We start from the raw sequence: 14459 nt of genomic DNA on the forward strand, positions 1-14459 counted from the left end.
ACGCCCCATCATAAGCGCAAGTTGAAGATCATCTCTGCTTGCGATATCTCTGCTATTTTGCCTTGTTACTGGAGTGAATGGGTGAAAACTGAGTATCAAAGTTTACGAACTAACGGGTGTTGCGCTGGCTTGGGACTGGATTGGCGCAGACTCTCCTGTTTCTCCCTGGACAATCAGCACAGAGCAAGGGGCATGATGCATCACATGATTACTGACACTGCCGAGCAGCAATTCTGCGAGTCCGGCATGTCCCCGTCGCCCCACAATGATCAGGTCAGCTTTCCAGGTCTTGGCGACTTGGCAAATGGTGTCTCCCGGTTCGCCAATGTTTTGTGTAAATTCGGTAACAATACCTGCGGCGGTGGCGATCTGCTGATGGGTTCGCAGTCGTTCTAGTCCTTGTTGCTCAAAAGCGGCAAATTCTTGGGTCGATCGCCGTACTAGTTCTTCGTGCTGCATGGGATAGATGCTGTCTGGCACCGGATAAATCGGCGTGGGATAGCCATCTTCGAGAGGCGATAACACATGCGTTAACATCAACTGAGCGTGAAGGGGTTGGGCGATCGCCAAAGCTTTCTCAAACACTAATTGGCTGCGATCGCACTGATCCAAGGCAACTAAAATTCTTTGAAACACAGGACTTTCCTCCTGATACTCAACTAATTTCAATTTAATGGGAGACGACTTGGATAGAGCGTTTCTAAAACAAAACGATAAACAGAGGGGACTTTGGACTTGATAAATTCCGAACCCCAGTTCTTCTCTTAAGTTCTTCTCTTAAAGTTCCGCAGAATTGGCAGCTTGAGGGGCAGAACGCTCAACAGCGAAGCGAGAAACTTCATCGAACTGATCTCCTAAAAGACTTGCTTCTAGAACAGGGGCAGGTTGATCACCAATCCCACGCCAACGATCAAGCCGTTGAAATCGATATTTGTATCTGAGGAATACCCAAAGCTAAATCCACCAAACACATTAAATTGGCTCTGAGGCGTAACGTTGTACGTGAGACGGCCCACTAGCTGTTGATAGATGTCATCTCGCACCTGTCGGGTAAAGTGTGACCAGGCAATCTGATAATCGATCGCTGCCTGAAAAGTGGGTGAAAGACTGTAGCCCAACGATGCGATCAGAGAGTGAATCAACCGATCGCGATCGCTCGGATCAGCAAAACTGGCACGAAACTGATAGAACGTATTTAAAGACACCCTGGGCGACAGCGGATCTTGGCGGTTGAGTTCGACGCGAATCGAGTGGTCATTAAAAAAGCGATCGCCTTTCAGAGCGTCCCGCAGTCCTGCTTTGGTGGTAAATAGCTGCTGATTGCTCCAGCCAATTTCTCCAAACATTCGGGGACTCAACCGCTGTAAAACTCCGGCTCTAAATCGCAGTTCGTTATAGTTGAGCGAACCAAATGTGCTGGAGCCTACTTGGTTTTTCATGCCGCCCAGGTTGGCATAGCGGATTAGACTGGCATCCAGCGAGGTGACGAGATAGGTTTGGGGCCCGATCGCAGGGGCGTAAAATAGGGTAAGACCCGATCGGATCAGTCCATCGTCTACCGGGTCAACGCCCGAAAATACATTCGTTGTCTTAAAGTAGTCCGCCCTTAGTAGCAAGTAGACAGAAGGTTGTCGCGCGACACGAGGTGCAGGGGGTTTTTGATCGAGCGGCCTTTCTCGGAGAATGGGAATGCCGAGTTCTGGGTCAAGCACACCTTCCAGGGTTAAAGGCGTGAGTTGTAAGGTTCCCAATTCGGGATCTCCAGGTCGAAGCTGCCGTCGCAGTCGCAAAATTCCCAATTCGGGGTCGGCGGTCTGTTGAGCCTGACTCAGCCAATTTAAGTTGGTGACAACTGTACAGTTTGTATCATCAACCCGCCAACAAAAAGACGCAGCCTCAGTAGATAAAGACGGCTCCTCTAGGCGGGTGATTTCTGTCCAATCTGAGATTGTCTTGTCGGGCTGATCGAGGTCAAACTGCTGGGGCGATCGAGCTTCTATCTTGCGAATTGGCTCCTGGGTAGTGAGATCGCTGGCTCGGTAAGATATTTGACTCTGTTCTGAAAGCAGCCTTGCGGTTTGTACGGATGCCTGTCGAGGAGGAGGAAAAGTCGCCTGCTGATGAATGGGAGGGGATGGGTGAGAAGGGGCTGCCCGATCGGTTAAGTCCTGGACATAAGCGGCAAACTGATGACTGCCAAAAGCGGAAGGGGGAGCCGGAGCATCTAAATCCGGACGATGCCAATCTCCGTTTAGAGACAAGGCCGAGGGGAGCGGCATGGCGCAAACTGAGGGGGCGATCGCCACGCTTGTCCAAAAACAGGTCTGACCCAAAAGCTGACTTCGCCCAAACTTGTGACGACGCATCGGTTGCTCAAGATTGAGAACTGCACGTCTACTAGATCGGTTTTGATTGCCCTTCCTGACTACCACCTGGCTCAACCCCTCACACTTTGTTCTAACTTTCAGGAACATTTGCCTACCTTGTCGTTATCCAACCTAATACAGATTGGTTTTACTCGATTCTTGATGAAGAGTTCTTAAAGCTTCTGGATACAATTCCATCTTTTCGGTAGTGCATGTAAAGTGAGGATAAAGACTGAATCTGTGTTTTCACCTATACGGGTTAAGTCATTGTTCGCAAGTTCCTGTAAAGTTTGATTTAGCAAGCCCTAAAACACGGAGTTTGTCTAGCAGATCTAGATGGCTCTAGTGTCCCTCTGCCCTTGGAGCGTCTATGTCTCGCAAACTGTTCCTCGTCGTCACAACGATCGTTTTCTGCGGATTGGGTACGATTTTCTCGCCCAGATCTGCCAGTGCGGAGGTGACCTTGAGCAAGGCCACCATTCAAGAATTAGTCCGTGAGGCTCGGCTGATGCGTGAAAACCAAGCTCCCCGCACTGCCAAGTTAAGAGATCTCATGACAACTGGGGATGCTTTGTCAACGGCTCGATCGGCTCGTGCAGCCTTGCGCTTTAATGATGGCTCTCTGGCTAGGGTGGGAGAACTTGCCCTATTTCGCTTTACCGCTGGGACTCGCAACTTTCGTCTAAGCAATGGGACGGTACTGCTGCTCATCCCGCCTGGCAGAGGTAGAACCAAGGTAAACACGCCCAATGCCTCAGCCGGAATTAGAGGATCAGCGTTGTTTGTCCGATATGACGCAGCAACCGACACGACGATCGTCGGTGCCCTGACCGACAACCCCGACGGGCCAATGGACATCCTCAACAAAGATGGGTCTCAAAAGCAAGAACTCAAATCTGGGCAGATGGTCATCATTGTGCGAGACAGAATTCAAAAGCTCTATGAGTTTGACCTAAAGACTTTTTATGAAACCAGTGAGCTTGTCAGAGGTCTAGACCTGACCAAAGAGAATAGGGCAAATGCAGATGGCGATATTGCCGCTGTCCAAGGCGAGACCTCTGAGGCCTTTCAGAAGCAGAGCAAAGATCCATTTCAGGGTGAGGGAGTGATTCAAGGCAAATTTGTGAGTCTTTCACCAATTGACTCCGACTTTTACCAAGAACCCTCCCAATCTGTTGCTACCCAAGATGGGATAAAACCTTCAGTCTTTACCCCTCTTGGAGACAATCTGGGTGACCTTCGACCGCCTGGAAGCACCGGAGATCCGATCAATTCCGGGCCATCTTCAGCACCTCCAACATCTTCAGCACCTCCAACATCTCCAGCACCTCCAACATCTAATCCAGAACTTATTTCAACACCTTCAACACCTCCAGTACCTAACCCAGCACCTCCAACAATCACTCCGACTCCGGCTCCACCAGCACCAACTGTCCAGACTCCTACACCAAGTCCGACTCAGGCACCTGCCGCGCCACCTACCCAGCAGAATCAGCCTCCGCAGTCCATTCCTAACCCGCCCGCAGCACAACAAACTCCGCTCCCTGTGACACCGCCTGTTCAGGCTCCAGTAACACCGCCTGTTGCTCCGACTCCAGCACCCGTTCAGGCACCTGTCGCACCACCTGTCACTCCAACTCCGGCACCCGTTCAAGCCCCTGTAACACCGCCTGTCCAAGCTCCAATCTCGCCCCCTGTTCGGACACCTGTCACGCCTCCTGTCCAACCGCCTGTTCAAGCTCCAATCTCGCCTCCCGTCCAGACTCCTACTTCTGCACCGACTATCATTCCAACTCCGACTCAGGCTCCAGTCGTGCCACCTACCCAGCAAAATAACCCACCTGCGCCTGTACAGCAGACCCCAGCAGTACGATCGCCTCAAATCACTCCTACATTAGCTCCCGCCTTGGCACCATCCGCCACACCCGAATCCCCAGCGACAACGGGACAGGTTCAGCAGCCTGTGAGATAAGAGACACAACCAAAAAGAATGGGTGCTAGGTCATTTTGCGACTCAGCACCCAATTTTTTGTTTTTATAGTCCCCCAGAATTAGGAGGTTGGGAGGCAAAAGCTCCAAGCAACAAAGCGAAGACATTCATCGAATTGGCATCTGTCTGGAATTTGTTCCTTACGCAGAAGTCACTAATCGTTTACGAAGAGACTCAGCACGACGCTTGGCTGTTGGGTTTGTAGGTTCGTGACTGAGTGCCTGCTCATACATTTCTAGCGCTTGAGCCGCAAGCTGTTTGCGTTCGTAGGCATGACCGAGATTATTTAACCCTGTCACATAGTTGGGCGATGCTTTCAAAGCTTCTTTGTAGTTGCGAATCGCCAGATCATATTGCTCTTGAGCAAAGTAGGTAAAGCCCAACGCATTGTAGACCGCCGCCAACTCTGCACCTTCTAACGTCCCTGTCTTGAGCGCTTTTTGAAACTGAGCGATCGCCTGCACATACAGCCGCTTATCCAACAAAATACTGCCCAGTTCGTAATATTCCAGCGCGGTGCCTTTTTCTTTGCTGAGTTTGCCTTGTAGACGAGAAAGCGCATTCTCAATCCGACGAGTTTTTAGCACCTGACGAAAGACCGCCACCCCAGCGATGGCCAGTAGCCCCAATAAAAATGAGATGTAAACGATCGGAAGATAGCTATCCATAAATTGTCACTCGCTGATGATAAAAAGGTTTCACGGCAGTCCCCAGTAGGCGGCCCGTTTCTCAAGCCATCCTTCAGAGTGCCAACGAGCGATCGCGCTGTCAATGCGTCGTCTTAATTCATCATACTGAACGCCTTTCGGCAGAACAATACAGAGCGGCTCGGTAGACAGACGCAAGGGCAGCAGTCGAAATTGAGGAAACTCTTGAACCCAGCCCGCCAATACACTCGCATCGGCCGCAAACGCGATCGCCCCTCCAGTCTCCAAAAGCTCTTGTCCCGCCTGGTAGGAATCAACGCCAACCAGTTTGATTTGAGGCAAACGATAGCGCAAACTAGCGATCGTACTGGAATCGTTGAGAACGGCGATCGTCTGACCATTCAAGTCCGAGACTTTCTGAATTCCTGAATTTTTAGTCACCAAAGCAGTCCCGTCCAAGTAATAGGGAGCGCTAAAGGCGACAATTCTAGAGCGAGAAGACGTAGCGGTGACTCTGGCGATCGTGAGATCAACCTGTCCCTCAGTGACAAGCATCAGGCGATCGCGGTTATTCACAACCTTAAAGGTGACGCTTTGCCGACCCAATATTTCTTCAGCTAACCTCTGAGCGATTTCAATCTCTAGCCCTTGTAGCTTGCCCTCAGCATCTCGAAACCCCAAAGGACGCAAGTTGTCTTTGACTCCAACGATCAACTGTCCCCGGCGCACGATCGTCTGCAAATCTGCCGCCAACGACTGAAGGGGCCACAACAACTGCGCCCCTAACACAAAGAGTCCAAAGACTTGAGGAATGACTTTGAGCATCCCAATAGAGCCAGACATCTGACTTAAGCTGATTTAGCCAGTTCTAGCACTTTTGCAAACCCTTCGGGATCAAGCACTGCCAACTGAGCCAGCATTTTGCGATTGATTTCAACCTCAGCTTTTTTGAGCTTGCCAATTAGCTGGCTGTAGCTCAATCCGTGCATCCGGGCGGCGGCATTAATACGAGTAATCCAGAGCCGACGAAAATCACGCTTCCGTTTGCGACGATCGCGATAGGCATTCCGCAGCGCCTTCATTACCTGTTGGTTAGCGGTACGAAACAGACTTCCATGAGAGCCACGAAAGCCTTTAGCAAGTTTGAGAATTTTTTTGCGGCGCTTGCGAGCAACGTTACCGCGCTTTACCCGTGTCATTGTTCAGTTTTCCTAATGTTGATTCTGGTCTTGAGGCTAGAGAAATTGACAAGCCCATCACCTTACAAGTAAGGCAGCATCGCCCGTACGTTATCTGCATCGCGCTCATTGACGATCGCCGTTCCAGCGAGGCGACGACGACGACTGGGACTCTTGTGTTCTAAGAGGTGCTTTCTATGAGTATTGCGGCGCACAATTTTGCCAGTTCCAGTCGCTCTGAAGCGCTTGGCGGCGGCTTTACGGGATTTCAGCTTGGGCATGGGTTTGCTCTAATTCGACACAGCTTCCTATCATAGAGCCAATTTTGGCGATCGCGCAAGACTCATCACGATTTAATCATGCGAGCGACCTCTATTGTAATCATCACAATTTTCTGAGGCTAAGGCTATTCCGTTGAGACCCCTACGACAGATAGAGTTTGTAGACGAACCACTCTTAACTTCAGACATGATCCCCGAACGATTACCCCTTTGGAAAACTCCAAAGGGACTGCGGTTGAGGTGTAAGTGGTTCGGTGCCGCTAAAAGCTTTTGAAGGGTTACGAGTCGATTGGCAATCGAGGGGTTATCTAACCCATTTCCGACACTTTGCGGTCAGTGAACTACAGATTTTGAGGCAGTTCCTAAATGATTTTGGTGAGGATTTATTGTGAACAGAAAGCAAGTATCTTTGACTCGGACCCTTTATCTGATTGGGCTATTGGCAAGTCTTCCCTTGATGGGAATGCCCGCGCTTGCGAAACAAGTTTCCCTTGAGGCCAGTGCAGTTGAATCTTCTCAAACTCTTCGTGTGAATAATGAAGTTCGCTCTTCGCTGCCGATCGAGATCGCTCAAGCCACCTCAGCCCCTTCTACCCCATCGGTATCTCAACTTTCACAAGCATCCGCCCCGATCGCGATGGATCAGGTGACTTCCGTATCACAGTTATCCGACGTGCGCCCCACGGACTGGGCATTTCAGGCGTTGCAGTCCCTTGTAGAACGGTATGGCTGTATTGCGGGGTATCCTGACAAAACCTATCGCGGCAACCGTGCCATGACCCGTTTTGAGTTTGCGGCGGGTTTGAATGCGTGTCTCGATCGCGTCAATGAGTTAATTGCTGCCGCCACCGCAGACCTGGTGAAAAAAGAAGATTTGGCAACGCTCCAGAAGCTTCAAGAAGAATTTGCCGCAGAATTAGCCACCCTGCGCGGTCGAGTCGATGCGCTCGAAGCTCGAACCACCACGCTAGAAAAGCAGCAGTTCTCAACCACCACCAAACTGAGCGGAGAAGCTATCTTTAGCCTGTCGTCAGCGTATGGCTCCTATCGAGGCGGCAATGCTGGTTTTATCAACAATACAAATGGCAACTTAACACTGACTCCTGGGGTAATTGGTGCAACACCAGCGGCCGTCTTGGCGGCAAATGCGCGGGCAGGTCGAGATGCTAATACTGTTTTCAACAACCGCGTTCGGCTCAATCTCAACACGAGCTTTTCTGGAAAGGACTTACTCATCACCGGGCTACAAGCCTACAACTTTGGGGGCGGGCCAAGCATTTTAGGCACAAGCGGCGGCAGTCTAGCCGGAACCTTGGGCTACGGGGATGCGGTGTTTGGCAATGCCAGTCATACTCGGTTGGGATTTGAGCCGCAGTTTCCCACAGTCAGTCCGCAAGACTTGGGCGCGAGAGGCGGTAATAATTCTGTTAGCCTCTATAAGCTGCTCTACATCTTCCCACTCGTCAATAAATTTACTGCCTTTGTCGGCACCAATGCAGAAGTGTCAGATGCGTTTCCCTCAATTTTGCCCTGGGCGAGTGAAGGGCAAGGCGCAATTTCTCGATTTGCAACGTTACCAGCCGCTCAACGGGTGTCGGGTGGTACATCTCAGACGGGGTTGGCTTCTGCTGCGGGATTCATCTTTAATCTCTCAGACACGATCGACCTGCGTGCCCTTTATGGCAGCGTCAACGCCAACGTTGTGAACAATGCAGGATTTCCTGGCACACCGCTGGGGGCAGGCGTTTTTAACGGCAGCTATGTAGTAGCCACTCAATTGACGGTCAAACCGACGAGCGCGATCGACATCGGTCTCAACTACGCCCACAGCTATCACCAAATCAACATTCTGGGCACCGGGCTAGGAACGGGTGACATTGGCTCCGTCATCCCAGATCCGGCCAGGCTTAACGCGGCTCAACTCGCTCAGTTTACGAGACGCAGTTCTACAGGGTTAGGCTTGCTGGGAGGCGTGGCAAACCAAGGCATCAAGCTCAACACCTTTGGGGCAACGGTGGCTTTCAAGTTTAGCCCGACGATCACGTTGGCTGGTTCTGCAAGTTACATTCGGGCTGATCTGGTGGATTTAGAGGCAGGTACAGACTTTCTCAGTTGGTTAGTCGGGATTCAGGTGAGAGATGTGTTTAGAAAAGGCAACTCTGCGGGCCTAATTTTCGGCAGTCCTCTTTATCGGATTGCGGTGCGCGATGCGGCCGTTTCTCCTGAAGATAGAACGCCTTATCAGGTGGAGGGCTACTTTAACTTTAGAGTCAATGACAACATCAGCATTACGCCCGGTGCGTTTGTGATCTTCAATCCTGAAGGCTTTAGTAGCAGTCGTACCGTCGTTGTGCCTGTGATTCGGACGACTTTTACCTTCTAGGGATGAGGGATTAGAGATGAGAGATGAGGGAGGAAAGGTAATCTAACGTGAATTCGATGAGATCTTGCGCGGCAGTTGTCAGTTGAGATAATGGTCAAATTCCCACGAGTGAAAGACTTTGCACTGGAAATCTGGTCTAAAAGTCCCCAAAATTGGCAGCTTGGGAGGTAGAAGCCCTGAGCACCTCAGCAAAAAAACCTCATTGAGTTGACATTAACTTGAGATACTCATCGATCGACCCATTCCAAAATCCCCTCATCCCTCATCCCTCAAAAAACCCGCCACTCTAAGATTCATCCGCTAAACTAGATCACTATGAAGGACAGTTCGCTGTTCGTCACCGAATTTCATGAAATCATTTCATGAGGAGTGGGCTAAAGTGACCCACTTTTTTTATTTGGAGCAGTATTCAAATGGCGCATCCCTTAATTCCTCAAATCCTTAACCTCGCTGCACCCGTGGCAGAGTCACTAGGCTTGGAAGTCGTTGCGGCCGTTTTTCAGACCAACCAAAGCCCGCCTGTGCTACGGGTCGATGTGCGAAACAAGCAGGATGACACGGGGCTAGAAGACTGTGAGCAAATGAGTCGTGCTCTTGAAGTGGCACTAGACGAAACTGAAATGATGCCTGAAGCCTACGTTTTGGAAGTCTCCAGTCCGGGGATTTCACGATCGCTCACTACCGATCGCGAATTCACTTCGTTTCGAGGCTTTCCGGCCATCATCAGCACCTCTGCACCCCATCAGGGTCAAACAGAGTGGACGGGCAACCTGATCAAGCGCGATGAAAAAGCCGTCTATCTCAGCTTAAAGGGGCGAACGATCGCCATTCCTCGCGAACTGGTAGACAAAGTGCTGCTGGCCGAAGGAGAGGAATAGCCTGATTTCTGTTTTGCCTGACTATCCAATCTAACAATCTAATACTCACGGAGATTTTCTTATGTCAATGGTCGCATTGCCTGGACTCAAAGACATGATCGACGGCATCAGCCGAGACCGCAATCTGCCCAAACTATCTGTACAAGCCGCTTTGAGAGAAGCCTTGATGAAGGGTTATGAACGGTTTCGCCGCACTCAACGCATCGACAACCCCAACTTTGAAGAAGACTATTTTGACAACTTTGAAGTCGAGCTAGACATTGAGGAAGAAGGGTTTCGCGTGTTGGCAACCAAGACGATCGTCGAAGAGGTCAACAACCCCGACCACCAAATCGCCCTCAAAGAAGTTTTGGAAGTCGCCGCCGAAGCTCAGACAGGCGATACGGTCGTACTGGATGTCACCCCTGAACAAGGCGATTTTGGGCGGATGGCCGCGATTCAAACCAAGCAAGTTTTGGCCCAAAAGCTACGAGACCAGCAGCGCAAACTGGTTCAAGAAGAATTTCAGGAGCTAGAAGGCACAATTTTGCAGGCGAGAGTGCTGCGATTTGAACGGCAATCGGTAATCATGGCGGTCACCAGCGGGTTTGGTCAGCCAGAAGTCGAAGCCGAATTGCTCAAGCGGGATCAACTGCCCAACGATAACTATCGAGCCAACGCCACATTCAGGGTTTACCTAAAAAAGGTGAGTGAAGGGTCACATCGTGGCCCGCAGCTTGTTGTATCAAGGGCCGATGCGGGACTGGTCGTTTATTTGTTTGAAAACGAAGTGCCCGAAATTCAGGACGACATTGTGCGGATTGTGGCGGTGGCGCGGGAGGCTAATCCTCCGTCTCGCTATGTGGGCCCGCGTACCAAGATTGCTGTCGATACGTTAGAACGCGATGTCGATCCGGTAGGGGCCTGCATCGGGGCGCGGGGGTCTCGAATTCAGGCAGTAGTGAACGAGTTGCGGGGCGAAAAGATTGATGTGATTCGCTGGTCGCCCGATCCGTCTACTTACATTTCTAATGCGTTGAGTCCGGCGCGGGTGGATGAAGTGCGATTAGTCGATCCGGATGGTCGGCAGGCTCATGTGCTGGTGGCCGAGGATCAGTTGAGTTTGGCGATCGGGAAAGAAGGTCAAAACGTCCGTCTCGCCGCTCGGCTCACAGGTTGGAAAATTGACATCAAAGACATCGCCAAATACGATTACGAAGCCGAAAACCAGAAGATTGCGGCGATCGCAGAAGCTCGACGGATCGCTCAAGAAAAGGCTGATGCCGAAGCCGCTCAGTACGACGACTACGAAGAGGAATACGAAGAGGAGGAATACGAAGAGGAACCAGAAGAACCTCAACAGCCCGAAGTCGATGAGCCTCAAGAAGAGGAGCTAGAAGCAGAAGAAGTCTAGAGGCAGCAGATTTGAGCGGATGAAACGAATGAGCGATCGACGCACAGATCTTCGTTCGTTTCGTCTGTGGTCGAAATCCGTTGCTATTCGCTAACGAAACACTCGATTCACATCCCAAACAAATTCCGGCAACACATCTTCACCGGATAGGACGATCGGAGAAGGAATTGTTTCTACAGCCTGCCCCGGACGGTAGATTTTAGCTTGCGGTGTTTGCGGATCGAGCAACCAACCCAATCGAACGCCATTCTCAATATATTCCTGCATTTATGAATTTGATTGACGCTCTACAAAGTATTCCTGACCCTGGGCGAGGGGCGGGTCAGCGTCATTTGATGGGTGTTTCTGCGGTTCATCATTCTCGGCACCAGGCGTGGCGAGGGGGATAGCGAGCAGGGTGGTTTCATACAAGAAAAAATAGTGAGGATTTTTGATTCCTTCGTTGAGGTTCGCTCAAAGTTACGAACGCTACGCGCCACAAAGTGTTCGCAGAGACTGAAAAATTAGGCTTCTGGGTTTTCCTTTTGGTGTACGAAACCACCCTGTACCCCAGAGTTGGGGGATGGGGGCAGAAGCTGTGAACAACGAAGCGAAAAAACTCTCATCGAATTCACGCCACATTAGGCCTTTACTGCCGACTGAAGGGCTGGAGGACGATCGCCGCTCCTTCTTGCCGCATCGACTCCGATAAAGCGCTCAAAATTTGCACCAGTTCTGCCCCTAACCACCCCGAAGAAATTTGAGAAGGCTGATTTTGTTGGACACAGGTCAAAAAATGGTCACAGACTTGCTGGAGTGGCTCACCAGGCGGCAGATTCAAACGTTCACGGCGTTGGTCAACTGGGATAAAGTGCGGCCCCTTTTTCTCAAACTGTCCACAATGCAGACATAGGGGATCGGCTGCCAGTTCATCAAAAATTAACGCCCCCTGACTGCCGACCAGACTGATGCGCCGCTGTTTGTCAGGATTGAGCCAACTGAGATGAAGCGTTGCGCGAAAACCACTGGGGTAAGTGAGCGTCGCCCAAACCACATCCGCCAACCCTTGAGAAAAATCAGGCAGCCCCAACTGAGGCTGAAGCCAAACCTGACCCTTTGCCTGCACTTCACAGGGCAGTTCTCCTAGCCAATAGTTGAGAATCGCAATATCGTGAATCGCCAGATCCCACAAAGCGTCTACATCTTGTCGCACCGGGCTGAGATGAGTCCGAGCCGCATACCCGTAGCGCAAATTGCCCAACCTTTGGATCGCGTCCTTTCCAGTTAGCACTGCGGGATGAAACAGATAGGTGTGATCGATCACCAGTTGCCGTTGCTGTTGGGCGGCTAGACGACAAAGCTGTAACGATTCCTCGACCTTCAGGGTCAAAGGCTTTTCTGCTAAAACGTGAAAGCCCTGCTTGAGAGCGGCTGTAATCATCGGGTAGTGGGTGACGGCCGGAGTTGCGATCGCCACCCCTTCCACCCTGTCCAAGTCCATCACCTCTCGCCAGTCAGTTGTCAGCAAAGTTCGCTTGTCTAGATCAAACTTTTGGGTCGCCGCCGCCAGACTCTCAGCTTGCGGATCGACCACTGCCACTACCTGCGATCGAGGATTCTGCAAAAAATTTCGCAACAGATGCACACCCCACCGACCCACGCCAAAGACTGCAATTCTCGTTTGATGTGACATTGATTTTCCTAACGTTCTGAGTTTTGAGCGGTTCCCATTCAGCCCTCAAACGGACTCCGTTTCTTGACTCAGGGACACAAAAGCGACCTGGGCAGCCGCCTGTTCTGCGGCTTTGCGCGATCGCCCCATCCCTCTGCCCAGACATTTTCCCTGAAGCCAAACTTCTGAAGTAAATCGTTCGGGATCGTTGTGAGTTTTCCCAGATTCCTGGGTGCGATATTCAGGTAAGACTTTTTGACGCCCTTGAGTCCAACTTTGTAGGGCAGCTTTGTAGTTTTGCCGCGCCGGGTCTGCCAAAATCTCAGCAGATAAGGGTTCAAAATGACGATCGAGCCACGGGCGAACTAGCTGTAGCGTATGAGTACTCAGATAAAGGGCTGCAAGAACGGCTTCTAGAGAGTCTGCGAGACGAGATTCTTTGCCGGCCTGATCCGCCATCGCACTCGCAGAAACCAGCAAATAGCGATCGAACCCATATTCATCAGCAATCAAAGCGAGAACACGATCGCTGACCAGAACCGATCGCATTGCGGTAAATTCGCCAACCTTAAGATTGGGATAGGTTTCAAGTAAAAACTCAGCCGCCGCCAGTTTAACCACGGCATCCCCGACGAATTCAAGCTGCTCATAGTTGGCCTCAGCAGAAACAGTCGAGTGCGTTAGGGCCAGGTCTAGCAGCTCCCAGCGAATCGCAGCCTGCTCAAGCACGCCCAATCGTTGTAATAGGGTTTGTAACTGTTGCTGACGGCGCGGATAGTGTAAGGTCATCCTTCGATCAAGTGTAGAGAGAACAGTCTTCTTCTACCCTACTCCTTACGCCTCATCCCAACCGCCCATTTTTTACTTTCAAGCAGAGCGGAGAAACTCATAGGTGCGGCAAATCTCGCCGATCGTCGCCGTTGTCAACAGGGGAACTTCACAGGTTTCTCGCGTCGCTGCATCCAGCGTAATCGTAGTAACTTTTAGCTGATCAGAGGTGGGCAAAAAAGCCGTCGATTCTAGCTTGCCCAGATGCCAATGCTGAAGACGAACTTGCTCGATCGTCCCCGGAAACACCCCCGCCAAAAGCGCCAAGACCTCACTCGGTAAGCTAATAACAACCTGCCGCCCAAAGAATTCTTCAAACCCGGCCAGCAGTCTCTCGGCTCTCATCGCTGGATCGGGATGTTCGACAATTTTGTGGAGCCAGCGTCCCCATTGAATGCGCCGCCCATAGGCTCTGCGACGACCTTCAAGGGTGTGGAGGGGCAACAGTTCTGGGGAGCCGATCGCAATCACAGCTTGGTAACACTGCTCCGCCAAACTGCTGACGGCCGCGCCGGGGCCGGCAAACTCAGCATGAAACTCTTTGCAGAGAATCAGTCCACTCTTTTTTTGTTCGCTGATCGCTAGAAGGGGTTCAGAAGTGAGGGCAACTTCCGACCGTTGGGAGGGGATGAGGGTAGTAATCTGACTGTTCACGGGCTTATCCTACAGATCTGTAGGCACAGCGATCCTCTGGAATAAGGTAGACTTCCTGATGATTTCATCGTAAGTCAGGTTCCAGGCATCTTGTCGAATCGCGACAGCCACTTTGCGGAATCTACATAAATTAAATTTCTGCTTGAAAATTGCGGATTGGTGAAAAAGTTTGGGCGATCGCTTTGTAGCAGTTTTCGCGGCAGTTGATGG

The 14459-nt window shown here is 51.2% G+C and carries 14 protein-coding genes; 4 read left to right on the forward strand and 10 right to left on the reverse strand.

From position 1 onward, the window contains the following. Nucleotides 1-102: 102 nt before the first annotated feature. Together ACJ2PR_RS01420 and ACJ2PR_RS01425 are read right to left on the reverse strand one after the other, a co-directional pair. Complete coding sequence (locus ACJ2PR_RS01420; RefSeq protein ID WP_446875639.1) at nt 103-636, reverse strand: universal stress protein; 534 nt, start codon at nt 634-636, stop codon at nt 103-105. Between the two features lie 233 nt (nt 637-869). Further along, the gene (locus ACJ2PR_RS01425) at nt 870-2366 is read right to left on the reverse strand and encodes a hypothetical protein (protein WP_446875640.1); all 1497 of its coding nucleotides are present in this window, start codon (nt 2364-2366) and stop codon (nt 870-872) included. Between the two features lie 370 nt (nt 2367-2736). On the opposite strand from ACJ2PR_RS01425, the gene ACJ2PR_RS01430 reads away from it, so the two are divergent. Further along, complete coding sequence (locus ACJ2PR_RS01430) at nt 2737-4338, forward strand: FecR domain-containing protein (protein WP_446875641.1); 1602 nt, start codon at nt 2737-2739, stop codon at nt 4336-4338. Between the two features lie 158 nt (nt 4339-4496). Here the strand turns inward: ACJ2PR_RS01430 and ACJ2PR_RS01435 are convergent, their stop codons facing one another. The 4 genes from ACJ2PR_RS01435 to rpmI all read right to left on the reverse strand — a co-directional run bounded on the left by ACJ2PR_RS01435 (nt 4497) and on the right by rpmI (nt 6462). After that, nucleotides 4497-5024 carry a tetratricopeptide repeat protein gene (locus tag ACJ2PR_RS01435; RefSeq protein WP_446858788.1) on the reverse strand — a complete coding sequence of 176 codons (528 nt, stop codon included), beginning with the start codon at nt 5022-5024 and terminating at the stop codon, nt 4497-4499. A gap of 30 nt (nt 5025-5054) precedes the next feature. Next, nucleotides 5055-5846, reverse strand: coding sequence for a transporter substrate-binding domain-containing protein (locus tag ACJ2PR_RS01440; RefSeq protein WP_446869605.1), 792 nt, complete (start codon nt 5844-5846; stop codon nt 5055-5057). A gap of 5 nt (nt 5847-5851) precedes the next feature. Beyond that, entirely contained in the window at nt 5852-6202 is a 351-nt protein-coding gene (gene rplT / locus ACJ2PR_RS01445) for a 50S ribosomal protein L20 (protein WP_446858790.1), read from the reverse strand. Nucleotides 6203-6264: 62 nt separating this feature from the next. Beyond that, complete coding sequence (gene rpmI, locus ACJ2PR_RS01450) at nt 6265-6462, reverse strand: 50S ribosomal protein L35 (RefSeq protein ID WP_446858791.1); 198 nt, start codon at nt 6460-6462, stop codon at nt 6265-6267. Between the two features lie 457 nt (nt 6463-6919). Here rpmI and ACJ2PR_RS01455 point away from each other — a divergent pair, with 457 nt between their 5' ends. From ACJ2PR_RS01455 to nusA, 3 genes are all read left to right on the forward strand, one after another. Next, on the forward strand, nt 6920-8845 hold the full coding sequence (locus ACJ2PR_RS01455) for an iron uptake porin (protein WP_446875717.1): 1926 nt from the start codon (nt 6920-6922) through the stop codon (nt 8843-8845). A 413-nt stretch (nt 8846-9258) separates the two neighbouring features. Beyond that, a complete protein-coding gene (gene rimP / locus ACJ2PR_RS01460; RefSeq protein ID WP_446858792.1) occupies nt 9259-9723 on the forward strand; it encodes a ribosome maturation factor RimP in 465 nt (154 codons plus the stop codon). Between the two features lie 61 nt (nt 9724-9784). After that, nucleotides 9785-11116: a transcription termination factor NusA gene (gene nusA, locus ACJ2PR_RS01465; RefSeq protein ID WP_446858793.1), complete on the forward strand. Its 1332-nt coding sequence runs from the start codon at nt 9785-9787 to the stop codon at nt 11114-11116. A gap of 90 nt (nt 11117-11206) precedes the next feature. Here nusA and ACJ2PR_RS01470 read toward each other — a convergent pair whose 3' ends face one another. The 4 genes from ACJ2PR_RS01470 to ACJ2PR_RS01485 all read right to left on the reverse strand — a co-directional run bounded on the left by ACJ2PR_RS01470 (nt 11207) and on the right by ACJ2PR_RS01485 (nt 14249). Beyond that, a complete protein-coding gene (locus ACJ2PR_RS01470) occupies nt 11207-11383 on the reverse strand; it encodes a Uma2 family endonuclease (protein ID WP_446869606.1) in 177 nt (58 codons plus the stop codon). A 361-nt stretch (nt 11384-11744) separates the two neighbouring features. Further along, nucleotides 11745-12788 carry a Gfo/Idh/MocA family protein gene (locus tag ACJ2PR_RS01475; protein ID WP_446875642.1) on the reverse strand — a complete coding sequence of 348 codons (1044 nt, stop codon included), beginning with the start codon at nt 12786-12788 and terminating at the stop codon, nt 11745-11747. A 45-nt stretch (nt 12789-12833) separates the two neighbouring features. After that, complete coding sequence (rnc, locus tag ACJ2PR_RS01480) at nt 12834-13556, reverse strand: ribonuclease III (RefSeq protein ID WP_446860794.1); 723 nt, start codon at nt 13554-13556, stop codon at nt 12834-12836. Between the two features lie 78 nt (nt 13557-13634). Continuing rightward, a complete protein-coding gene (locus tag ACJ2PR_RS01485; RefSeq protein WP_446860792.1) occupies nt 13635-14249 on the reverse strand; it encodes a hypothetical protein in 615 nt (204 codons plus the stop codon). Nucleotides 14250-14459: the final 210 nt, after the last annotated feature.

Source organism: Phormidesmis sp. 146-33 (assembly GCF_052939515.1).